This window comes from Nocardiopsis sp. NPDC055551 (assembly GCF_053619415.1).
Genome location: NZ_JBSHJJ010000005.1, coordinates 258,250 through 279,803 on the forward strand (window position 1 = coordinate 258,250; position 21,554 = coordinate 279,803).

Annotated in this window: 17 protein-coding genes; 13 read left to right on the forward strand and 4 right to left on the reverse strand. The window is 70.2% G+C overall.

Features of this window, described 5'->3' with window-relative positions:
- Position 1 precedes the first annotated feature (1 nt).
- From ACWGSK_RS11555 to ACWGSK_RS11580, 6 genes are all read left to right on the forward strand, one after another.
- Positions 2-1,522, forward strand: a complete 1,521-nt coding sequence (locus ACWGSK_RS11555) for an ABC transporter ATP-binding protein (protein WP_452455790.1) — start codon at positions 2-4, stop codon at positions 1,520-1,522.
- Positions 1,519-2,244, forward strand: coding sequence for an energy-coupling factor transporter transmembrane component T family protein (locus ACWGSK_RS11560; protein ID WP_452455791.1), 726 nt, complete (start codon positions 1,519-1,521; stop codon positions 2,242-2,244). The genes ACWGSK_RS11555 and ACWGSK_RS11560 overlap by 4 nt, the downstream gene beginning before the upstream one ends.
- A gap of 51 nt (positions 2,245-2,295) precedes the next feature.
- Positions 2,296-3,096: an enoyl-CoA hydratase/isomerase family protein gene (locus ACWGSK_RS11565; protein WP_358514357.1), complete on the forward strand. Its 801-nt coding sequence runs from the start codon at positions 2,296-2,298 to the stop codon at positions 3,094-3,096.
- A 390-nt stretch (positions 3,097-3,486) separates the two neighbouring features.
- A complete protein-coding gene (locus ACWGSK_RS11570; protein WP_452455792.1) occupies positions 3,487-5,793 on the forward strand; it encodes a protein kinase domain-containing protein in 2,307 nt (768 codons plus the stop codon).
- Between the two features lie 434 nt (positions 5,794-6,227).
- On the forward strand, positions 6,228-7,007 hold the full coding sequence (locus ACWGSK_RS11575; protein ID WP_190318392.1) for an electron transfer flavoprotein subunit beta/FixA family protein: 780 nt from the start codon (positions 6,228-6,230) through the stop codon (positions 7,005-7,007).
- A 33-nt stretch (positions 7,008-7,040) separates the two neighbouring features.
- The gene (locus tag ACWGSK_RS11580; protein WP_358515969.1) at positions 7,041-7,985 is read left to right on the forward strand and encodes an electron transfer flavoprotein subunit alpha/FixB family protein; all 945 of its coding nucleotides are present in this window, start codon (positions 7,041-7,043) and stop codon (positions 7,983-7,985) included.
- A 100-nt stretch (positions 7,986-8,085) separates the two neighbouring features.
- Here ACWGSK_RS11580 and ACWGSK_RS11585 read toward each other — a convergent pair whose 3' ends face one another.
- Positions 8,086-9,213, reverse strand: a complete 1,128-nt coding sequence (locus ACWGSK_RS11585; RefSeq protein ID WP_452455793.1) for an outer membrane protein assembly factor BamB family protein — start codon at positions 9,211-9,213, stop codon at positions 8,086-8,088.
- 348 nt (positions 9,214-9,561) lie between these two features.
- Here ACWGSK_RS11585 and ligD point away from each other — a divergent pair, with 348 nt between their 5' ends.
- Entirely contained in the window at positions 9,562-10,476 is a 915-nt protein-coding gene (ligD, locus tag ACWGSK_RS11590) for a non-homologous end-joining DNA ligase (protein WP_452455794.1), read from the forward strand.
- Between the two features lie 477 nt (positions 10,477-10,953).
- A complete protein-coding gene (locus ACWGSK_RS11595; protein ID WP_452455833.1) occupies positions 10,954-12,240 on the forward strand; it encodes a hemolysin family protein in 1,287 nt (428 codons plus the stop codon).
- Positions 12,241-12,247: 7 nt separating this feature from the next.
- Here ACWGSK_RS11595 and ACWGSK_RS11600 read toward each other — a convergent pair whose 3' ends face one another.
- Both ACWGSK_RS11600 and ACWGSK_RS11605 read right to left on the reverse strand, forming a co-directional pair.
- Positions 12,248-13,027 carry a class I SAM-dependent methyltransferase gene (locus tag ACWGSK_RS11600; protein ID WP_452455795.1) on the reverse strand — a complete coding sequence of 260 codons (780 nt, stop codon included), beginning with the start codon at positions 13,025-13,027 and terminating at the stop codon, positions 12,248-12,250.
- A complete protein-coding gene (locus ACWGSK_RS11605) occupies positions 13,024-13,764 on the reverse strand; it encodes a class I SAM-dependent methyltransferase (protein ID WP_452455796.1) in 741 nt (246 codons plus the stop codon). The genes ACWGSK_RS11600 and ACWGSK_RS11605 overlap by 4 nt, the downstream gene beginning before the upstream one ends.
- A gap of 170 nt (positions 13,765-13,934) precedes the next feature.
- On the opposite strand from ACWGSK_RS11605, the gene ACWGSK_RS11610 reads away from it, so the two are divergent.
- Positions 13,935-15,938 (forward strand): hypothetical protein, encoded by a 2,004-nt coding sequence (locus tag ACWGSK_RS11610; RefSeq protein WP_452455797.1) that lies wholly within the window; start codon positions 13,935-13,937, stop codon positions 15,936-15,938.
- A 4-nt stretch (positions 15,939-15,942) separates the two neighbouring features.
- Here ACWGSK_RS11610 and ACWGSK_RS11615 read toward each other — a convergent pair whose 3' ends face one another.
- Positions 15,943-17,289, reverse strand: coding sequence for an acyltransferase family protein (locus tag ACWGSK_RS11615; protein ID WP_452455798.1), 1,347 nt, complete (start codon positions 17,287-17,289; stop codon positions 15,943-15,945).
- A 159-nt stretch (positions 17,290-17,448) separates the two neighbouring features.
- Here ACWGSK_RS11615 and ACWGSK_RS11620 point away from each other — a divergent pair, with 159 nt between their 5' ends.
- From ACWGSK_RS11620 to ACWGSK_RS11635, 4 genes are all read left to right on the forward strand, one after another.
- Positions 17,449-18,363 carry a DUF3068 domain-containing protein gene (locus tag ACWGSK_RS11620; protein WP_358513361.1) on the forward strand — a complete coding sequence of 305 codons (915 nt, stop codon included), beginning with the start codon at positions 17,449-17,451 and terminating at the stop codon, positions 18,361-18,363.
- Positions 18,364-18,488: 125 nt separating this feature from the next.
- Positions 18,489-19,415, forward strand: a complete 927-nt coding sequence (locus tag ACWGSK_RS11625) for a decaprenyl-phosphate phosphoribosyltransferase (RefSeq protein WP_452455799.1) — start codon at positions 18,489-18,491, stop codon at positions 19,413-19,415.
- A complete protein-coding gene (locus ACWGSK_RS11630; RefSeq protein WP_358513359.1) occupies positions 19,412-20,770 on the forward strand; it encodes an FAD-binding oxidoreductase in 1,359 nt (452 codons plus the stop codon). Before ACWGSK_RS11625 ends, ACWGSK_RS11630 begins: the two co-directional genes overlap by 4 nt.
- 29 nt (positions 20,771-20,799) lie before the next feature.
- Positions 20,800-21,552 carry a decaprenylphospho-beta-D-erythro-pentofuranosid-2-ulose 2-reductase gene (locus tag ACWGSK_RS11635; RefSeq protein ID WP_358513357.1) on the forward strand — a complete coding sequence of 251 codons (753 nt, stop codon included), beginning with the start codon at positions 20,800-20,802 and terminating at the stop codon, positions 21,550-21,552.
- The last annotated feature ends 2 nt before the right edge of the window (positions 21,553-21,554 follow it).

Consider the following 21,554-nt stretch of genomic DNA (forward strand, 5'->3'; position numbering starts at 1 on the left):
CATGGCCGGCACGAACGCGCGCGGCGCGTGTGTGGAACTCTCCGGCTGGGGATGGAAGCACGCGGGCCGCGCCGCCCACGCCCTGCGCGGCGTCGACCTGCTCATCGAACCCGGGGAGCGGGTCCTGTTGCTGGGCGCCTCCGGCGCGGGCAAGTCCACCCTGTTGCACGCCCTGGCCGGTCTCACCGGGCCCGACAGCGCCATCGGTGGCGACCAGGAGGGCCTGCTCCGGGTGGACGGCGAGCCCGCCTCCCGGGGGCGCGGCGGTGTGGGTCTGGTCGCGCAGGATCCCGAGGCCCAGCTGGTGATGGCGCGCGCCGGCGACGACGTGGCGTTCGGCCCGGAGAACCTGGGGGTGGCACCGGACGAGATCTGGTCGCGGGTCGAACGTGCCCTGGTCGAGGTCGGGTTCCCCTATGGGATCGGCCACTCCACCGGTGCCCTGTCCGGTGGGGAGAAGCAGCGCCTGGTCATCGCCGGGGCACTGGCCATGCGACCGCGTCTGCTGCTGTTGGACGAGCCCACCGCCAACCTCGATCCGGTCGGGGGCGCGCTGGTCCGGGACCTGTTGGCCCGCCTGCTCACCGAGAGCGAGGCGACCCTCGTTCTGGTCGAACACCGCGTCGCCGAGGTCATGGACCTGGTGGACCGTGTGGTGGTGGTCGAACCCGGCGGTGGCGTGATCGCCGACGGGGCGCCGGCGAAGGTCTTCGCCGAGCACGGGAGGTCCCTGGCCGAACAGGGGGTGTGGGTACCCGGAGAGGAACCCTCACCGGACCTACCCTCGGCCCCCGGGGGAGCGCCCATGTTGGCGGCGCGGGGTGTGACGGCGCGGACCCCCTTCCAACTGGGCGTGCGGGCGGCCGCCCCGCGCACCGTCCTCGAAGACGTGGACCTGACCGTGCCCGCGGGGGCCGTCACCGCGCTGACCGGGCCCAACGGAGCGGGCAAGTCCACCCTCCTGACCCTGCTGGCGGGCCTGACCAAACCGCACCGTGGTCGGGTGGTGCCGCGCGGGACCCTGGCGGAGATCGACCGGCGTCCACTGGTCCGCTGGCCGGCCCGACGGCTGGCCCGCCACGTGGGCACCGTCTTCCAGCACGCCGAGGACCAGTTCGTGACCACCGAGGTCCGCGACGAACTCCGGTTCGCCCCGCTGCGGGCCGGTCTGAGCGATACGGAGACCGAGGGCCGGGTCGGTGAACTCATGGAACGGCTGCGGCTGACCCATCTGGCGAACGTGCACCCGTACACGCTTTCGGGCGGGGAGAAACGCCGTCTGTCGGTGGCCACCGCGCTCAGTTCCGGCCCCCTGCACGCCCCCGACGTCCTGGCCCTGGACGAGCCCACCTTCGGCCAGGACACCCGCACCTGGACCGAGCTCGTGGAGCTCCTCGCGGATCTGCGAGCCGAGGGCCGGGCCATCACCGTGGCCACCCACGACGGGCTGCTCCTGCGTCATCTGACGGACGTGCGGGTGCGTGTGGCGGACGGGCGCGCCGTGGCCGAGGAGGCCGAGTGAGCGAGGTCCCCCGGCTCACCGGACTCAATCCCGCAGCCAAACTGATCGCCGCCCTCGGCATCGGCATCGGACTCGTCCCCGCCGTGGACGTGGTCACCGGCGGCATCGTGCTGGCCGCCGTCCTGCTGTGCGTGCCCTTCAGCGGGGTGGACCGCCGCACCCTGCTGATCCTGGCCGGCCCCTTCGTGCTCATGGGTCTGAGCAGCGCCGCGGTCAACTACCTGTACGGCGAACAGGGCCTCGAAGGAGCCATCGGGGTGGCGGTGCGTCTGTTGGCCATCGCCCTGCCCGGACTCCTCGCCGCCATCACCAGCGACCCCACCGACATGGCCGACGGGCTCGTGCAAAGACTCAAGGTGCCCGAGCGCCCCGCCATGGGCGTGCTCGCGGCGCTGCGCCTCATCCCGCTGTTGGCCGACCAGTGGCGCACCATCACCCTGGCCCGTAGGGCTCGAGGACTGGAGGCCGGATACAACCCGCTGAACGTGGTCCGACTGTTCTTCGGCCGACTGTTCGCGCTGCTGGTCCGCGCCATCCGAATCGGTACCCTGCTGGCCACCGCCATGGACGCGAGGGCCTTCGGGACCGGGCCGCGCACCCACGCACGAGTCAGCCGCTGGCGTGTCGGCGACACGCTCCTGCTCGTGGGCGCCGCCCTGCTCCTGGCCGTCGCCTACACGGTCTCGGCCCGGCTCGGGACCCTGGTGCTGCTCTTCTCCTGACCCGCGTGGTTGGGTTGCCATCGAAACCGACACCGACACCGAGACGAAGAGGTGGACAACGTGGGCGAGTTCGTTCGCGTGGAGGCCGACCCGGAGAACCCCGCGGTCGCCGTCATCCGCATCGACCGACCCAAGGCGCTGAACGCGCTGAACGGACAGGTCACCAAGGAGATCGCCGAGGCCGCGGCCCGGGTGTCGACCGACGACTCCGTGCGCGCCGTCGTGCTGTACGGCGGTGAGCGCGCCTTCGTGGCGGGGGCCGACATCAAGGAGATGGCCGACCTCGGCCACGCGCAGATGCTGAACTACTCGCGCGCGCTGCAGAACGCGCTGACCGCCGTGGCTCGGATCCCCAAGCCCGTCGTGGCCGCGGTCAGCGGCTTCGCGCTCGGCGGCGGCTGCGAGCTGGCGTTGTGCGCCGACTTCCGGGTCGCCGGGACCAAGGCCAGGTTCGGGCAGCCCGAGATCCAGCTCGGCGTGATCCCCGGCGCCGGCGGGACCCAGCGCCTGCCGCGCCTGATCGGCCCGGCCAAGGCCAAGGACCTGACCTTCAGCGGCCGTCACGTGCGCGCGGAGGAGGCCGAGCGGATCGGTCTGGTGGACCGGGTCGTCGCCGACGAGGAGGTCTACTCGGCCGCCGTCGCGCTGGTCGCCGAGTACGCCGAAGGTCCGGCGATCGCCCTGGCGGCGGCCAAGGAGGCCATCGACCGCGGGCTGGAGACCGACCTCGACACCGGACTGGAGATCGAGCGCCTGCAGTTCTCCGGGCTCTTCGCCACGGAGGACCAGAAGACCGGCATGCGCAGCTTCATCGAGCAGGGGCCGGGCAAGGCGAGGTTCAGCGGTCGCTGAAGGATCTGAACCCGTTTCGGACGGGGTGCCACGGCGTTCGGACCGGCGCCCCGTCCCACGCTTGAACTTCCCTTTGCCACGTTTTGCCACGACAATGGACCTTCGTCATATTCAGTGGCGTCACGGGGGTCGGCCCGGTCGACCGGATCCGGCCAGACAGGACGGGGGCGGGGGAACCGCGCACGCTGTTTTTCCGTCATACTCGTCATTGGTCGTCCCACGACGGACGGTTCGTCCGGAGTCCCCGGGGCGCGGTCAGCGCCTGCTCTCCGACGACACCAAAAGACCATACGAGGCCCCTCCGGGGTCGAACAAGCCAATGGTGACCCATCCCCCCGGCCGATAAGCTGGACGTGGTGGTATGCGGTCTTTTGAGGGGATGAGTTCTCGATGGCAATGTCGGCAGGTTTCCCCACGGGTGAGGAGCTGCCGGAGCGCATCGGCCACTACGTCATCCGCCGCCGCATCGGTGCGGGCGGCATGGGCGTGGTGTACCAGGCCGAGGACCCCCGGACCGACCAGTTCGTCGCGGTGAAGGTTCTCAAGCCGGAGGTCGCAGGAGACCACATCGCACGCGCGCGGCTCGCCCGAGAGGTCGAGACGATGCGCCGCGTGCAGAGCCCCAACGTGGCCGAGGTCATCGACGCGGACACCCAGGCCGAACTGCCCTGGGTGGTCACCGAGTACATCCCCGGCCCCACCCTGGACGCCACGGTCACCGACCACGGTCCCCTGCGCGGCCGCGCTCTGACCCGCTTCGTCGCCGGTATGGCCCGGGCGATCAAGGACATCCACGCGGTGGACGTGATCCATCGCGACCTCAAGCCCGGCAACGTGATCATCTCCAACGGTGAGCCGATCGTCATCGACTTCGGCATCGCGCACGCGGTGGACGGGGCCAAGCTCACCCAGACCGGCACGTTCGTCGGCACGCCCAGCTACCTGTCCCCGGAGGTCATCGAGGGCACCGACCTGGGCCCGGCCACCGACGTGCACGCCTGGGGTGGCACGGTGGCGTTCGCCTCGACCGGTCGCCCGCCCTACGGCGCGGGTTCTTTCGAGGTCATCTTCTTCCGGATCCTCAACGGCGAGATCGACCTGGACGGGATGCACGAGGCGCTGCGACCCCTGGTCAACCGGGCGGTCTCCCGTGACATGCGGGCGCGTCCGACCGCGGCCGAGCTGGTCGCCGAGACGGGCCGGCTCAACCTGGACCTGCCGTGGCAGGAACCACAGATCGGCCCGATCGACCAGACCGGTGGGCACACCGTGCGCAGCCACACGCCCGGCCCGGGCGCGGGTGGAGACACGGGCGGTCGCGGAGGCATGGGTTCGGCACTGGGCGGTGCGGCCGCCGGCGGCGCCGCGGGCTACCTGCTCGGCAAGAGCGCCAGCGAGGGTTGGGGACCTCCGCACACCCGCGGCGCTCCGACCTCGACGGACAGCGCGTGGTCCAGCCCTTCCGCGCCGCAGACGAGCCACGCCCACTCGGGTGGTCATCCGGTCGACGACGAGGCCACGAACGACCTCGGCGGTGCGCGCTCGGGTTGGGGCGTGGACGACGAGGCCACGAACGATCTGGGTGGTGGGCGCTCGGGTTGGGGCGCGGACGATGAGGCCACCGACGACCTGGGCGGTGCTCACTCGGGCCGCGACGTCGACGACGAGGCCACCGACGACCTGGGCGCCATGGCGGGCACCGAGCGCATCGCCCCGTCCTCCTCCCAGGACCTGCACGACCCGCAGGGCACCCAACGGATCCAGACCGGGCAGGACGACGTCCTGGGCACCCAACGGTTCGACCCGGGCGAGTTGGCGCGGCAGCAGGAGGACCCGCAGGGCACCATGATGATGGGCCGGGCGGAGCCTCCGCCGCGCGGGTCCGAGGGCATCCAGCAGACCCAGTTCTTCAACTCGCCGCTGGACCCCAGCGCCTTCGAGGACATCCTGACGCCGGTCGAGCAGCAGGGCCGTAGGAACACCACCCAGGAGTTCGACGAAGAGGACTACAACGAGCGCGGCGGGCTGCTGAGTCGCTTCAAGCGAGGCGGCGGCGACCGTCTCGGCGACTACTTCCGCGGCCACAACGCCGACGACGAGGGCGAGGACGAGTACTACGACCAGGCCTGGCGGATGCACCCGTTGGTGCTCATCCCGATCATGCTGTCGTTGGCGGGTGTGGCGCTGTGGTTCCCGTGGTTCGGGATCATCCTCGGCGTCGTCGTCATCGCCGGCCTGGGCGCCCTGGACGTGGTCAAGGCCGAGCACGCCCGACGTCTGCAGACCCGGGGGCGGCGCAACTCCGACGGCATGGTGGTGGCGCTCAGCTTCCCCTGGGCCTTCGGGCGCATGGTGTTGCGCACGGTCGGTTTCGGTCTGATCTATCTGGTGGCGGGCATCCTGGTCGGGATGGTCTACGCCACGATGATGGAGACCGGCAACGATGGCGCCAACTACACGGGCGCGTTCGCCGTGTTCGTGATGATCCTGCTCAGCTACATCATGCCGAGCGGGCGCGAGGCCAGGCACCAGGCGGTGTGGTTGGTGGAACGGGTCCGCTTCCACAACCTGTACCTGTACATCGGTGTGATCGTCGGCATCCTGCTGCTGACCCTGCTGATCCTGTCGATCGGTCTGGGTTCGGCTCCGATCTGGAAGATGGGACCGCTCACCGGCCCGGCCGACTGGTTCGGCTAGTTCGGTCGGCCCGGTTCGTGGGGACGCCCTTCCTCCTTTCGGAGGAGGGGCGTTCGTCCTTTACCGGTGCCGCGACGGCACTTCGACGGTGGTGCGCCCGCCGGGGGAGTGGGGCCGGTCACTAGAGTGGAGGGTGAAGCCACCGCCCTTTCGCCCGTCGTCCCTGGTGGGCGGCGTTTTGGAGGGGCCAGGGCGACTTCGGTCCGGTGTTCGGTCAGGGTTTCCTAAGTTGAACCCGGACGTCAGGGGTTGGCCTTCAAGCTACTAGCCAGTAACATCTGGTGTATGAGCACATGGCGGGCCATGTTGACGTGAACACGGGACCCGCCGTCGGATGACCGAACGGCATTCGGCATTGTTGGCAGTATCGGGGCGCGCCAGCGTCCACCCGCCTGACGGCGGATATGGGAGTGCAGGGAGGTCGGCCACCGGCCATGAATATTGTCGTTTTGGTCAAGCAGGTCCCGGACACGGCGACCGAACGGAAGCTCAACGCCGATGACAAGACGCTGGACCGCGCAGCGTCCGACGGTGTCATCAACGAGCTCGACGAGTACGCCATCGAGGAGGCGCTCCTCCTCAAGGAGAAGCACGGCGGCGAGGTCACCATCCTGACGATGGGCCCGGACCAGGCCACGGACTCGATCCGCAAGGCCCTGTCCATGGGCGCCGACAAGGCCGTCTTCGTCAACGACGACGCGCTGCACGGATCCGACGCCATCCAGAGCGCCTACGCCCTCGCGCAGGCCCTGGGCACCCTCGAGTTCGACCTGGTCGTGCTCGGCTCGGAGTCCACCGACGCCCGCACCGGCGTCATCGGCGCCGCGCTCGCCGAGTACCTCGGCCTGCCCCAGCTCACGCTGGCCGGCAAGGTCGACATCGACGGCGGCGCCATCAAGATCCAGCGTCAGACCGACTACGGCTACGACGTGGTCGAGGCTCGGCTCCCGGCGGTCGTCTCCGTCGTCGAGAAGATCAATGAGCCCCGGTACCCGTCCTTCAAGCTGATCATGCAGGCGAAGAAGAAGCCGGTCGACAAGAAGTCCGCGGCCGACGCGGGCATCGACACCGGCAAGGTCGGTCTGGCCAACGCCACCACCGAGACCGTCGACTTCGCCGCCGCGCCGCCGCGCGCCGCGGGCACGATCGTCAAGGACGAGGGCGACGGTGGCGTCAAGGCCGCCGACTTCCTCGCCGAGAAGAAGTTCGTGTAGGTAGACGAGAGACTCAGGGAAGGTTCAAGGATTATGGCTGAGGTCCTCGTCCTCGTCGACCACGTCGACGGACAGGTCAAGAAGGTCACCACCGAGCTGCTCACCGCCGCGCGCCGCATCGGCGAGCCCGCCGCGGTCTGGGTCGGCGACGGTGCGGAGTCGGGCAAGGCCACCCTGGCCGAGTTCGGCGCCGAGAAGGTGTACGTGGCTCCGGTCGAGGTGAACGACTACGTCGTCGCCCCCAAGGCCGAGCTGCTCGCCAAGCTCGCCCAGGACAAGGGCGCCGCCGCCATCCTCGTCTCGGCCACCGCCGAGAACAAGGAGATCGCCGGTCGTACCGCCGTGAAGCTGGGCTCCGGTGTGCTCACCGACGTCGTCGACGTCAACGCCGAGCTGGTCACCGAGCACAGCATCTTCGGTGGCGCCACCGTCACCCACGCCCGCGTCAAGACCGGTGTGCCGGTCATCGCGGTCCGTCCGAACTCCGTCGTCCCGGAGGCCACCGCCGGTGCCGCCGCCGAGGAGGCCGTCTCGGTCGACATCTCCGAGGCCGCCAAGGGCGCCAAGGTCGTCGAGCGCGTCGTCCAGGCGAAGGGCGAGCGCCCCGAGCTGGAAGAGGCCGCCATCGTGGTCTCCGGCGGTCGTGGCGTGGGCTCCGACGACTTCACCGTCGTCGAGAACCTGGCCGACTCGCTGGGCGCGGCCGTGGGTGCTTCCCGCGCCGTCGTCGACTCCGGCTGGTACCCGAACCAGTTCCAGGTCGGTCAGACCGGTAGGACGGTCAGCCCGAACCTGTACGTGGCTCTGGGCATCTCCGGCGCGATCCAGCACCGCGCGGGCATGCAGACCTCGAAGAACATCGTCGCGGTCAACAAGGACCCCGAGGCTCCGATCTTCGAGCTCGCCGACTTCGGCGTCGTGGGTGACCTGCACACGGTCGCCCCGCAGCTCACCGAGGAGATCAACAAGCGCAAGTAGTACCACCGTGCGCTGAGCGATCAAGCCGACGCCCGACCGGGAGCCCCCGGCCGGGCGTCGGCTTTTTCCGCTCACTCCGAGGACCGGGTCCGGGGAGGGCTCAGCCGGGGGTGGGGTGGAAGGTGCGGGTGGAGCCCATGCCGGACAGGACCCCGTTGGGGGCGAACTCCAAGCGCAGGTCCACGTCGGCCGGCTCAGGGTGGGCGACCGGGCCGTCGGGGGCCACCACCGAACCGGTGGTGAGGAACAACCGGCCGCCGACCACGCCCTGACCCACCCCGCAAAGGTCCACCTCGGGGCCGTCGCGCCAGACTTCGGTGCCGTCCGCGCCGGTCAGCGCCACCGGTACCGGCTCGCCCTCGGGATCCTCCACGGCCAGGAACAACCCCTCGAACCCGCGCACCGCGCCGTGGGTGTCGTCACAGCCGCCGAGACCGAACCCCGGAGCGTGCCAGGCGCGTTCTCCACCGGAGTCGAAGGCCACCAGTTCGCCGCCGAGGTCGACCACGGTCACGTCGTCGACGTGCGCGAGGTCCTGGATCCCCGTCACGGCCACCTCGTGGAGCCGTTCACCGGTGTCGGCGTCGTGGCCACGGAACCCCTCTTCGGTCCACGTGCTCACCCGGCCCTCGGACAGCAGCGCGTGCTCCTCGACGTCACCGGGCAGGTTCGCGACCACGGAACCGTTCGAGGTGTCGAGCAGCGTCCAGGTCTCGTCGGCGCGGACCAGGACACGATCGCCGGCCCCGGCGTCCAGGACCGGGTCGGTGGGCCCGTTCTGACACCAGGACCGGTCACCGGAACGCGCGTCGAACCCGGCCAGAACACCCCCGGCCGCGACCAGCACGATCCCCTCGGCCTGGCCCGCGGTGGCCGTGCGCCCGTCGGTATCGACCCACCACAGCACCCGCCCGTCGTCGCCGGCGCGCACCACCGGGCCGTCGTCGGCCACCAGGGTGACGGTGTCGTCGAAGCCGCCGACCAGATGGGAGTCGTCCCCCACGGCCCAAGCGCCCGGTTCCAGAAAGGGGTGCCCCGAGCCGGGCGCGGGCTCGGCGTCGTGGTGACCGCCCCCGACGCCCTGGTGGTCGCTCAATCCCGCACAGGTGAGCCCGGTCCACTCCAGGTAGAGCGGGACGGCCGAGGCGCCGACCACGATGAGTCCCAGTCCGACGGCGGACCAGAGCAGGGGACGGGACCGGCGCGCGCGTTCGGGAGCCTTGGGCATGACGTCCTTGCCGTGCTGGGGGCGGGAACCTCGAATTTACCGTCCCCGTCCTCGTCCCCACGGCGGTGGCCTACCGCAGAGGTTCGGAACAGGGGGAGGGTTCCGGCCGAGGCGTCATCTTGGTGTCGTCGAGCCGACTCTCCTCGACCCCTGGGCGCCAGGTCCCGAAGGCGGGCATGGCCGGCACCTCCGTCGAATGGGTAGGGCCGGCCCGAGATGACGGCAGGTGCTTTGTGGTGATCTGAGGCTGTTTGTCCGATATGAAATATTCCGTGTGGTTTTCAGGGTAGGGCCCCGGGTAGACCCGGCGAACGACCGCGCGGAGGCGGTAGGGAAGGGGCAGGTGCGATGCGAACCACGGTGCGAGCGGGACGGCGCAAGGTGGAGGTCAAGAACGCCGACAAACCCCTCTTCGGGCCCGGCGGGGCCACCAAGGCCGATCTGGCCGACTACTACGCCAGGATCGCCCCGCTCATGCTGCCGCAGACCAAGGGTCGACCCGTCGTGCTCCAACGTTTCCCTGAGGGAATCGACGGCTCCGGCTTCCTTGTCCAGCATCCCTCCCATCCCCGGTGGATCCGCACCGTGTGGACCTCCTCAGGTCGCATGATGGAGTGCCAGGACGCCGCCGCTCTGGTGTGGTGCGCCGATCAGGCCGCCATCACCCTGCACAACTGGTCCTCCCGCACTCCGCGCCTGGGCGTGCCCGACCGGATGGTCCTCGACCTCGACCCGGTGGGGGAGGGGCCCGACGCGTTCGATACGTGCAGGCAGGCCGCCTGGAGCGTCCGCGAGGTCCTGTCCGAACTCGGGCTGAGCGCCTACGTGATGACCACCGGATCCCGGGGACTGCACGTCCACTCGCCCTTGCGGCCGGAGCTGGACGACGCCGATGTGAGGAAGCTGGCCAAGGCGGTCGCGGACCGGGTGGCCGCCCGTGCCCCCGCCGAGTGGACCACCCGGGTGCGCAAGGCCGCCCGCCATGGCCGCATGTTCGTCGACTACCTGCGCAATGGGAAGGGCCAGTTGGCCGTGGCGCCCTACAGCGTGCGGGCCCGGCCGGGGGCGCCCGTCGCCACCCCGATCACCTGGGAGCAACTGGACGACCTCAGGTCCTCCCAGGACTTCACCATCGACATGGACCGTGACGAGTGCCCGTTCGCGGGGATGCGCAGGCACGCCAGGTCCCCGCGCAAGGCGCTGGGTCTGTTGGACGAACGAGAGGGCGGAGTCGTGCCCCGTCCCCGCGCGGAGGGCGGTTAGGAGCCGGTGGAGGTGTGCTTGTGGTGGGTTATCCACAAGCCCGAGACCTTGACCTGGTGGAAGAAACCGATCTCGTGATCCCATTGATCTTGGGGGAGCCGTTGGTTTCGCCGGTTTCGTGCCGCCTGGGGGTGGGCGGGGTGGGGCGCCTCAGGTTTCTGGCTCTTGGTGTTGGCGGGGCGTTACTCGGGCGCCCCACCAACACCACACAACGCCCAACAACCCCAAGACTCCCGACCCGAGGCGCCCCCTCCCACCCCCACTTACCCCGCTCCATCTGCCCCGCCGCCCCCACCTACCCCGCCCCACCCTCGAACAGCAGTTCAAACCCGGTGAAAGGTGAGTGTGGCACCGAGGGGCCTCCCCGAATCTTGGCTCCGTTCCGGTTTCCGTCCGGGGCCCGGGGTGCACGTGTGATCGTGGGGGATGGTGGGGAAGAACCCCGGATCCGACGAGACGCCGATGGTGGGAGCGCCCATGGAGGGTTATGGGGCCCAGATCGGCCTCGTGCTGGTCTTGGTCGTGTTGAACGCCGTGTTCGCGGGCAGCGAGATCGCCCTGGTGACCCTTCGAGAGGGACAGATCCGGCGCCTGGAGACCCGGGGCCCCGGCGGTCGCACCGTCGCCAAACTCGCCCGGGATCCGAACCGGTTCCTCGCGACCATCCAGATCGGCATCACGCTCGCGGGTTTCCTCGCCTCCGCGACCGCCGCCGTCGCGTTGGCCCAGCCGCTGGTGGAACCGTTGGGCTTCCTCGGCCGTTACGCCGGCCCCGTCTCGATCGTGCTGGTCACCGTGGTGCTGAGCTTCATCACCCTGGTCCTTGGGGAGCTGGCTCCCAAACGCATCGCCATGCAGCGGGCGGAGGGGTGGGCGTTGATGGTCTCCCGCCCGCTGGACCTGCTGGCCACACTGACCAGACCGGTGGTGTGGCTGCTGGGGGTCTCCACGGACCTGGTGGTACGCCTGTTCGGCGGGGACCCGCAGGCCGAACGCGAGGAGGTCACCGAGGAGGAACTGCGCGAGATGATCACCTCGCGCGGGGACATCACCCCGGAACAACGGCAGATCCTGGACGGTGCCTTCGCGATTCGGGAGCGCCGCCTGCGCGAGGTCCTGGTGCCCCGCCGGGACGTGGACTTCGTGGTGGCGGGCACCGGTGCGGTCGAGGCCCTCGCCCTGCTGGTCGAGTGGGGCCACTCGCGAGCGCCGGTGGTCCGATCCGGAGACATGGACGACGTGATCGGGGTGGTGCACTGGTCGGACCTGATCGGGCGGGACGACGACGTCGCCGACCTGGCGCGGGAGATCACCCAGCTACCGGACACGCTCTCCTTGTCGGTGACGCTGCGCCGGATGACGGAGGGCCGCCAACAACTCGCGATGGTGATCGGGGAGACCGGCGCGGTCGGTGGCATCGTCTCCCTGGAGGACCTACTGGAGGAGTTGGTCGGTGACATCACCGACGAGACCGACCCGGACCCGCCCGAGGTCGACAGGTTGGCCGGAGGCGTGCTCCGGTTGCCCGGTACCTATCCCGTGCACGAACTGCTGGACCTGGGCGTGGACCTCACCGACCGTCCCGAGGGCGCCTACGTCACCGTGGCGGGGATGGTGTTGGTCCGGCTCGGCCACATCCCGGACGGGCCGGGGGACCGGGTGGACCTGGGCGGGTGGACCGCCACGGTCACCGACGCGGACGGCCGCAGGATCGACGAGATCCAACTGAGTCCGAACCCGGCCGGGCACGCGCCGACCGAATGACCGGGACTCACCGCTTGCGCAGCACGATCAGCAGGTTCCAGGTGATGATCTCGCGCAGCAGCGGCACGTGCACGATCGGCTTCATCCAGGTGGGCAGGTACCGCGGCCGGATGTCCACCACGTCCACGTCGTCGCGTCCGCGCACCCAGCGCAGTGTCTCCTTGGCGTACGCGGCGTACATGCTGTGCCCGAAGTCGTTCTTGGGTCGCCGACCGTTCTTGCGCGTGAACCGCTCGGCCGCGTAGGAACCGCCCAGGTAGTGCCAGGGTGAGGTCTCGTGCCCGCCCCACGGCGACAGCCATAGCGTGTACGACAGATACACGAGTCCGCCCGGTCGGGTCACCCGCACCATCTCGTTCGCCATGCGGATCCGGTCCGGAACGTGCTCCAGCACGTTGGACGAGAAACACACGTCCACGCTCCCCGAACGCAACGGCAGGTCCAAGGCGCTGCCCTGGACGGCGTTCGCGTCCGCGTCCCGCCCGTGCAGCGTCATCTCGTGGGCGTCGGAGTCCACACACAGACACCGGGCGCCCTCGGCTCGTAGCGCGTCGGCGAAGTAACCGGGACCGCCGCCCACGTCCACCACCAGCCGGCCGTCCAGCGGCGTGTAGGAACGCAGCTGGTCGACGGTGTCGTGGGCGAGCTTGCCGTAGAAGAACTCCGGGTCCGTCTGCTCCTTGCGGAAGGCCGCGAACAGTCCCACGGATCGGCCGAGGGTCGCGCGGAACGGGGTGGTCCCGTCCGGTCGCGTTCCGGTACCGCTGTCGCTGTCGGTCGAGGTCACACCCGGCCCCCCACCCGGACGTAGTGCCGCAGGTGCCGCCAGTGGTCGCCGCCCCAGTACTCGTCGGAGGCGACGATCTCGGAGCCGGGCAGTAGTTCGGCGAGGCGTTCGGTGCTCAGGGTGTGCATGCGCATCGGTGCCGGGTAACGCAGGATCACCCTCTGCGCCAGGGCCACCAGCGGCCACGGCACGTACTTGAACACCAGCCCCTTGAAGGTCCGCCGCTCGCTGTCCGGCACGCCCAGCACCAGGGCGCCGCCGGGGCGCACCACGCGGGCGAACTCGCGCACGTACCCCTCGGCGAGATCGGTGGGCAGGTGTTGCAGGACCAGGTCGGTGTAGACGACGTCGAAGGAGTCGTCCTCGAACCGGGACAGGTCGGGGCGTTCGTTGAGCACGAACTCGATCCGGCCCTCGGCCCGGTCCAGGCGACGGGCCTCCTCCAGCATGGGGGCCGAGATGTCCACGCCGACCACCCGCTCGAAGTGGGCGGCCAGGGCGTTGGACAGACGCCCGGCGCCGCAGCCGAAGTCGAGTACGCGGCCGCGGGCCTCGGCGAGCCCGAGCTCGTCCAGGCGGTGCACGGCCGGGTCGATGTCGGAACGGCCGGAGGCGAGGAACTCGTCGTCGTCCCACCCGCCATCACGTTTGTCCGGGTCCACGCAGACCGCCCACAGCGGCTCGGTGGATCCCAGTCGGGTCCAGTCTCGGCGGACCTGTTCGAGCCCCACCGGCATCACCCCCACGGTGCTGGAGACCGCCCCGGAACAGGGCTGAATGAAGCCTGTTCCTGTTCTGGATGCCTGGGTCTGCGAGACCTGCGGCAACGGTCAGGAATAAAAGTGGAACGTGTTGTATTCTGGCACCCATTTTCCGGGTTGGCCAACCTACGGCGGGGAGAGTACCTATGCCGCCTGTTTCCCCCGATGAGGGCGGGACCACAAGAGTACGCAGACAGGTCGAGGAGGCCGAGGAGCAGGGTCCTACCTTCGGGGAGATCACGCGGGAGGCGCTCGCCGCGCTGGGCCGGGTGCGAAGCGACCGGGTCTTCCAGCTCGGAATGCTCATCGTCGCCGTGGCGACGGTACTGAAGGTCTACGTGCTCGGTGAGTCGTACTTCGTCGAGGACGACTTCCTGTTCTTCGCGGCGGCCAACTCCAGCGACCTCACCCCCGAGTTCCTGCTGGAGTTGCACAAGGGCCACTTCATGCCGGGGGCCATGTTCCTGATCTACCTGCAGAACGCCTTCGGTGCCTACCACTGGGTGTCGGCGGCGGGCACCATGCTGCTCCTGCAGGTCGCCGCGATCCTGGTCTTCTTCCGGCTGCTGTGGGAGCTGTTCGGTCGCCGTTGGGCCCTGCTGGTGCCCCTCACCGTGTACGCCCTGGCCCCGCTCACCATCCCGGTGCTGGGCTGGTGGGCGGCGGCGCTCAACGCGGTGCCGTTTCAGCTTTCGGTCGCCCTGGCGCTGCTGTTCACCGTCCGCTACCTGCGCACCGGCGTGACCCGGTACGTGTGGTGGGTCGTGGCCGCGGTCGTGTTCGGGATGTTGTTCTCGGTCAAGGCCATGCTGCTGCCACCGCTGCTCCTGGCGTTCGCGGTGGCCTTCCTGTACCCGGGTGGGCCGATCCGGGCGGTCCGGTACGCGTTCTGGATGGACCGCAGGTTCTGGACGGGCATGGTCGGCCTCACCCTGGGCTACCTGGTGCTCTACCTGGTCCGGCAGAACGCCGGCACCGGGGAGGAGGGCGCTTCGGTGCCGGTGTGGGACACCGCCGCCGAGCTGATGCGTCGCATGCTCACCGAGGTGTTCCCGGTGGGTGTCCTGGGTGGTCCGTTCGAGTGGAGCCCGATCACCCCCACCGGAGGTCTGCTCGACCCGATCGGCTTCGTGCTCATCGGAGCGTGGGTCGTGCTCGCCCTCATCGTCGTGGCGAGCCTGCGTGTGCGTCGGGGCGCCTGGCGGGCGTGGGCGCTGCTGCTGGGCTACCTGGTGTTCGCCGACGCGATCCCGACCGTCATCGCCCGCGGTGACGTCTACGGCGAGGTCGGTTCGGACCCCCGATACGTGGCCGACGCCGCGCTGATCTTCGCGCTGGTCCTCGCGCTCGCCTTCCTCGTCACGAAGGAGGAGCGGGCCAGGGAGTACACGGGCAACACGGGGGAGGAGCGCGACCCGCGCCGCCGGCTCCGCCTGGTACATCCCGGACGCGTCACCGGGACGCTCGCCCTGGTCGTCACGCTGATCTACGCGGGCTCGGCCGGTTACTCCACCTACACCTACGCCGGGACGCTGAGCGGGGACCGGTTGCGGTCCTACATGGACAACGCGCGCACGTCCCTGGCCGAGGTGCACGAGGACGCCGGGATCTACAGCAGGCCGGTGCCCGACGACATCGTCCTGGAGTGGAACGGTCCGCGCCGGCTCAGTTCGTACGTGCTGACACCGTTGGCCGACCGCGAACTCGCCGAGCGGATGTACGAACCCGAACCCGCGCCCACCGCCCACGTGTTCGACGACGAGGGGAACCTGGTGGTGGCGGGTCCGCCGTCGCAGGTGAACTCGTTCGTACCCGCCGAGGACGAGGACTGCATGGACAACTGGGATGGCCTGATGTCCTGGTCGGTGTGGGAGTTCGGCGGGATCGAGCAGGTGGCCACGATCGGCTACACCTCCCAGGAGGAGGCCAACCTGGTCGTGGTGGTGGGCGACGAGGAGGTGCAGACCGAACTTCCGGCCGCGCCCGAGGGCGGGTTCTGGTACGTGCCGGTGAGCGAGCGCGGCGACACGTTCACCCTGTACACCGACCCGGACAAGACCTGCGTGACCTGGTCCTCCCTGGGCCCGTTGGCCCCCGCGAGTGACCTGGAGGAAGCGGAGGATGAGGAGGCGGAGGACGACGAGGGCTGAACCCTCAGCGTGGGGGCGGGCCCGCCGGTACCGGGCGCCGTCCCCTCCGCCCCTCCGAGAGGAAGCGTCGAGACCACTTCCGGGAGGGCTCCTCCACGAAGTGGAAGGTGAGCTTGGCGAGCAACGTGGTGAAGATCAGGACCGGAATGATGTCCAGCCAGAACGACCCGGCGAAGATCTCCTGCCCGGTGAAGTCGCGCCACAGGTACAGCACCACGAACTGCCACAGGAACACCCCGTAGCTGATCGGTGCGAAGAACACCATCACCCGGTGTCGCATGACGGCGTCCAGCCACGCGCCGTCCCGCCACGCCTGGGCGGTGCGCAGGGCCGGCGGTGGCCCCTCCTTCGGTCGGGGCGCCAGAGCCGCGGGGGCGACCATGAACAGCGCGAAGCCGATGTTGGTGAGGTTCTCGACCGCGGAGATCCACAGGTTGCCCGGCTCGAAGAAGCGGCCGCCCGCGGCGGGGGTCGCCTCCAACAGGAAGAACGCGGCCGCCACCAGCCAGCACAGGCCGGGGGAGGCGGCGATGGTGCGGCAGAGCCTGCGCACCGGACCGTCCGCGCCGGGTTCGCGCCAGGCCCACTCCGACAGGACGGCCAACCCCATGCCCACCGCGAACATGCCCATGCAGCGCGGCAGCCAGGAGTGCATGTGCTCGCTGGGTTCGGGGAAGTACTGCGGGATCAGCGCGAGGAACGACAGCGCCGTCATCGTGGCCAGGCCGATGAGCAGCCGTTTCCCGCGCGCGTTCACCGTCGCGCCGCCGCGCGCCCACAGGTGCAGCACCGCGGCGAACAGCGGAAGCGTGAGGTAGAAGGACACCTCGACCGAAAGGCTCCACATCTGTCCGAGTCCGTAGGGTCCCGGTCCCGCCCAGTGGGGGCTGGTGTTGAACGGGAAGGACAGCGTCAGGACCTCGATCCAGTGCACCACCGAATCGCGGTGCTCCCCGGCCCACAGCACCAGCGCGGTGGTCGCCACCACCCAGTAGGCGGGGAAGACGCGCATCACGCGTCGCCATAGGTAGGAGGGCACGTTCGGGCCATGGGTGCCGTCCAGGGCGGCGCGGGCCCACGGGCGGTACAGCAGCACTCCGGACAGGGCGAAGAACAGGGGGACGGCGAGCGCCGTCGCGCTGAGCACCCCGCCGAGGATCCCGGGCGCGAGAGCGTCCCCGGTCTCGGTCGACACGTGCACGATGAGGACCATCAGGCAGGCGAGGGCGCGGATCCCGTCGAGGGCGTGGTGGCGCCCGCTCACCTGGGGGAGCGTGCGCTCGGGGTCGGCCGCGTCGGTCCGGGGGCTGCCGGAGGTGGGGTCCTCGGGCGCGGTGGGCGTGGGCGCCATGGGGCCTTCCTGGGCGGGAGGGAGCCAGAACACGTTTCACTAGAACGTGTTATAAAAATTCAGACACGCCCAGGTGACGTCGTTCACTACTGGGCAGTACTCTACCCGGAACTGAACCTAGTTCCAGATCCGGACTCTCATCCGCCCAGGAGGGCACACATGCGCCGTACCGTTGCGGTCGTTCTCATCGCGCTGGGGGTCTTCTGTCTCGCTTTGGCACCCATGATGCGCATGTGGATGGCCACTTCCCTGATGAAGACTCCACTGGACTACTACAACGCCACCGTCCTCAATGGCGAGGCCACCTACTTCAACATCGAAGACGTCGAGCAGGTGGAGAACGCCCAGGTCGAGGCGCACTCCACCCTGCGTGCCGACGTGGCCTCCAGCACCGACGACGTGGTGGTGTGGGACCAGTTCACCTGGATCAAGGACTCCGACACGGACTTCGGGATCAGCTCCAGCAGCCGGCGCACCGGGCACGACCGTGTCACGGGTGAAGCGGTCGACTGCTGCGACGCCATGGTGAACGAAGAGCGCGTCACCCAGAGCGGCCAGGCCTGGAAGTTCCCGTTCAACACCGAACAGCGGGACTACGACTTCTTCGAGACGACCGTCGAGGAAGTCGTCCCCATGGAGTTCCAGGGCGTCGAGGACGTCGACGGGGTCGAGGCCTACAAGTTCGTCCAGACCGTCGACCCGACCGTCATCGGTGAGCGGGAGATCCCGCGTGAGGTCGCCGGTCTCGACGGTGAGGGCGACGTCGTCGGTGACGTGACCTTCTCCATCACCCGCACCTACTGGATCGAACCGGTCAGTGGTTCGCCGATCAACGTCAGCGAGGACCACCACCAGGTCGTCGTCGTGGACGGGGAAGAGGTGCTGACCATGATGAGCGGTGAACTCGTCTACGACGACGCCACCCGCGCCGCCGCCATCGAGAACACCGACCAGGCCCGTGCGGTCCTGCCGCTGCTGAACACCACGCTGCCGATCGTCTCGCTCGTGGCCGGCGTCGGCTTCATCGGCATCGCCGTCGTCCTGCTCGTCACCGGACGCCGCGCCGCCCAGTAGACCCCACCGCCCCCATCCCCCGGCCACTGCCCCGAGCCGGACCATCCCACCGGACCGCCCGCCACCCCCGTGGGCGGTCCGGTTCCCGCATCCACGTACCATCGCCGGACCCAGAGGGGGAACGCGTGACCACGGCCCCCGAGACCGAGAACCGACCCGGGCGGAGTGACGTCGTGGGACTGCCCTCGGCCCTGCTGCGGGCCTGTCGCCCGCGACAGTGGCTCAAGAACCTGTTGGTCTTCGCCGCCCCGGCCGCCGCCGGCGCGCTCACCGATCCTCGTTCCCTGCTGTTGTGCGCGGCGACCTTCGCCCTGTTCTGTGTGGCCGCCGGCGGCACCTACCTGCTCAACGACGTCCGTGACGTGGACGGTGACCGGCGGCATCCGCGCAAGCGTCACCGCCCGATCGCCTCCGGAGCCCTCCCGGTGCCCGTGGCCGTCGTGGCCGGGGTCCTGTTCGTGACCGTGGCGCCCCTGGCCTCCCTCGCGCTGGGGAGCCCGGGGCTGAGCGTGGTCCTCGGCGTGTACGTGGTCCTCACCCTGACCTACACCTGGTTTCTGAAGGACATGGTCATCGTCGACCTGGTGGCGGTGGCGGGCTGTCACGTGCTGCGCGCCATGGCCGGCGGTTACGTGGTCGGGGTGCCGCTGACCTCGTGGTTCGTGATCGTGGTGTCGCTGGCCGCCCTGCTCGTGGTGGTCGGCAAACGAGAGGCGGAACTGCGGGGTCTCGCGGAGACCCCCGAGGAGGCCCGCCCCACCCGGGCCGCCCTGCTCGGCTACACGCCCGGCTACCTGGCCCAGATGCGCACGATCGCCTCCGGCGCCATGATCGTCACCTACTGTCTCTGGGCCCTGGAACAGTCCGCGGGACCGCAGTCCCCGTTCCACGCGGCCAGTATCGTTCCGTTCATCATGTTCGTGCTCCGCTACAACCTGCTCGTGGACCGGGGCGCGGGCGAGGAACCCGAGGAGATCGCGTTGCGGGACCGCCCCCTGCAGCTCGTCCTCGTGGCCCTCGTCCTCCTGGTCGGACTGGGGATCTACCTGTGAGTCGACCGACCCTCCTCACCGGGTGGGGCCGCACCGCCCCCACCGCCGCCACCGTGGTGCGCCCGCGCACCGCCGAACAGGCCGCGGAGGCGTTGGCCCAGGCCGGGCCGCGCGGCGCACTGGCCCGTGGACTGGGCCGTTCCTACGGCGACGCCGCGCAGGCCGCCGGAGGACTCGTCCTGGACTGCACCGAACTCACCGGACCGCCCCGGCTCGATCCCGACCTCGGCGAGGTCACCGCGCCGGCCGGTACGAGTCTGCGCCGACTCATGGCGCACCTGCTGCGGCGCGGGTACTTCCCACCCGTCACCCCCGGGACCGGACACGTGACCCTGGGCGGGGCGATCGCCGCCGACGTCCACGGTAAGAACCATCACGTCGACTCCTCCATCGGCGCCCACGTGCGTTCCCTGACCCTCCTCACGCCCCGAGGCGAGGCCCTGGAGATCGGTCCCGACCACGGTGACACCGAACTGTTCTGGGCCACCGTCGGCGGGATGGGCCTGACCGGGGTCATCACCTCCGTGCGTCTGGGGGTGATCCCCGTGGAGACCGCGCACATGCGGGTGGACACCGACCGGACCGGCGACCTCGACTCCACGCTGGACCTGATGGAGCGCACCGACCAGGACTACCGGTACACGGTGTGCTGGGTGGACCTGCTCGCCCGGGGGGCCGCCACCGGTCGCGGGGTGCTGACCCGGGCCCACCACGCCCGCGTCACCGACCTGCCCGCGCCGCTGCGCCGCGAACCCCTCCGGTACCGCCCGAGTGCTCCACTGAGCGCACCGCCGTGGGCGCCGCCGCGCCTGCTCAACCGGGCGACCGTCGGCGCCTTCAACACCGCCTACCACCACGCTGCGCCCGAGCGCAGGCGGGGGCAGGCCCGACCGCTGGGCGGGTTCTTCCACCCGCTGGACAAGGTGCGGGGCTGGAACCGCATGTACGGTCCGCACGGGTTCGTGCAGTACCAGTTCGTGGTGCCCTTCGGGGAGGAGGGCACCCTGCGCCACGTCGTGGAGGGGTTGTCGAAGGCCGGCGCGCCCTCGTTCCTGGCGGTCCTCAAACGCATGGGCGCGCCCACCCCGGGGCCGCTCTCGTTCCCCCGACCCGGGTGGACGCTCGCCCTGGACCTGCCCGCCGAGTTCCCCGGTCTGGCCGGGCTGCTGCGAGGTTTCGACGAACGGGTGCTCGCCGCCGGCGGACGTCTGTACCTGGCCAAGGACAGCCGGGCGGACGCCGAGGCCGTGCACGCCATGTACCCCGACCTGCCCGCCTGGCGGAAGGTGCGCGAACGGGTCGACCCCGACGGGGTCCTCGTCTCCGACCTGGCCCGCCGGCTGCGGCTCCTCTGAACCACCCACCCGGACCGGAAGGAAACCCCATGCGCGACTCGCTGGGAAAGGTGCGCACCGTGCTGTTGCTCGGCGGGCGCAGCGAGATCGGCCTCGCCGTGGTCGAACGACTGGTGCGCGAGGGCGCCCGCGAGGTGGTCCTGGCCGCCCGTGGCGGGGTCGCCGAACCGCCGAGCGTCCTGAAGGCGTTGGGCGCCACCGTCCATTCCTTGGAGTTCGAGGCCGAGGCGACCGACACCCACGCCGACACGGTGGCCGCCGCCGTGGAGCTGGTCGGCGACCTGGACGTGGTGGTGGACGCGTTCGGTGTGTTGGGGGAGCAGGCCGAGTACGACGGGGACCCGCACGCCGCCGCCCGTTCGGCGGCGGTGAACTTCACCGGACACGTGTCGGTCGACCTGGCCGTCGCCGCCAGGCTGCGCGAACAGGGCCACGGCACGCTCGTGGTGCTGTCGTCCGTGGCGGGGGTCCGGGTGCGCCGCGCCAACTTCGTCTACGGGTCCGCGAAGGCCGGCCTGGACGGGTTCGCGCAAGGGCTGGCGGACTCTCTGCACGGCAGCGGCGCACGCGTTCTGGTGGTGCGCCCGGGGTACGTGGCCACCCGCATGTCCGCGCACGTGGACCCGGCGCCCTTCCCCGCCACGCCGGGCCAGGTCGCCGATGCCGTGGCCAAGGGGTTGCGGGGCAGGGCGACCACCGTGTGGGCGCCGAGCGTTCTGCGGCCGGTGTTCACGGGAATGCGGCTGATGCCGCGGCCGATCTGGCGCAGATTGGGGCGCTGAAG

What these genes read in the sequence shown, in the direction of transcription:
- ACWGSK_RS11575 (WP_190318392.1), top strand. Translation starts at nt 6,228, where the DNA reads ATGAATATTGTCGTTTTGGTCAAGCAGGTCCCGGACACGGCGACCGAA.
- ACWGSK_RS11620 (WP_358513361.1), top strand. Translation starts at nt 17,449, where the DNA reads ATGCGCCGTACCGTTGCGGTCGTTCTCATCGCGCTGGGGGTCTTCTGT.
- ACWGSK_RS11570 (WP_452455792.1), top strand. Translation starts at nt 3,487, where the DNA reads ATGGCAATGTCGGCAGGTTTCCCCACGGGTGAGGAGCTGCCGGAGCGC.
- ACWGSK_RS11635 (WP_358513357.1), top strand. Translation starts at nt 20,800, where the DNA reads ATGCGCGACTCGCTGGGAAAGGTGCGCACCGTGCTGTTGCTCGGCGGG.
- ACWGSK_RS11605 (WP_452455796.1), bottom strand. Translation starts at nt 13,764, where the DNA reads ATGCCGGTGGGGCTCGAACAGGTCCGCCGAGACTGGACCCGACTGGGA.
- ACWGSK_RS11580 (WP_358515969.1), top strand. Translation starts at nt 7,041, where the DNA reads ATGGCTGAGGTCCTCGTCCTCGTCGACCACGTCGACGGACAGGTCAAG.
- ACWGSK_RS11615 (WP_452455798.1), bottom strand. Translation starts at nt 17,289, where the DNA reads ATGGCGCCCACGCCCACCGCGCCCGAGGACCCCACCTCCGGCAGCCCC.
- ACWGSK_RS11595 (WP_452455833.1), top strand. Translation starts at nt 10,954, where the DNA reads ATGGAGGGTTATGGGGCCCAGATCGGCCTCGTGCTGGTCTTGGTCGTG.
- ACWGSK_RS11585 (WP_452455793.1), bottom strand. Translation starts at nt 9,213, where the DNA reads ATGCCCAAGGCTCCCGAACGCGCGCGCCGGTCCCGTCCCCTGCTCTGG.
- ACWGSK_RS11555 (WP_452455790.1), top strand. Translation starts at nt 2, where the DNA reads ATGGCCGGCACGAACGCGCGCGGCGCGTGTGTGGAACTCTCCGGCTGG.
- ACWGSK_RS11610 (WP_452455797.1), top strand. Translation starts at nt 13,935, where the DNA reads ATGCCGCCTGTTTCCCCCGATGAGGGCGGGACCACAAGAGTACGCAGA.
- ligD (WP_452455794.1), top strand. Translation starts at nt 9,562, where the DNA reads ATGCGAACCACGGTGCGAGCGGGACGGCGCAAGGTGGAGGTCAAGAAC.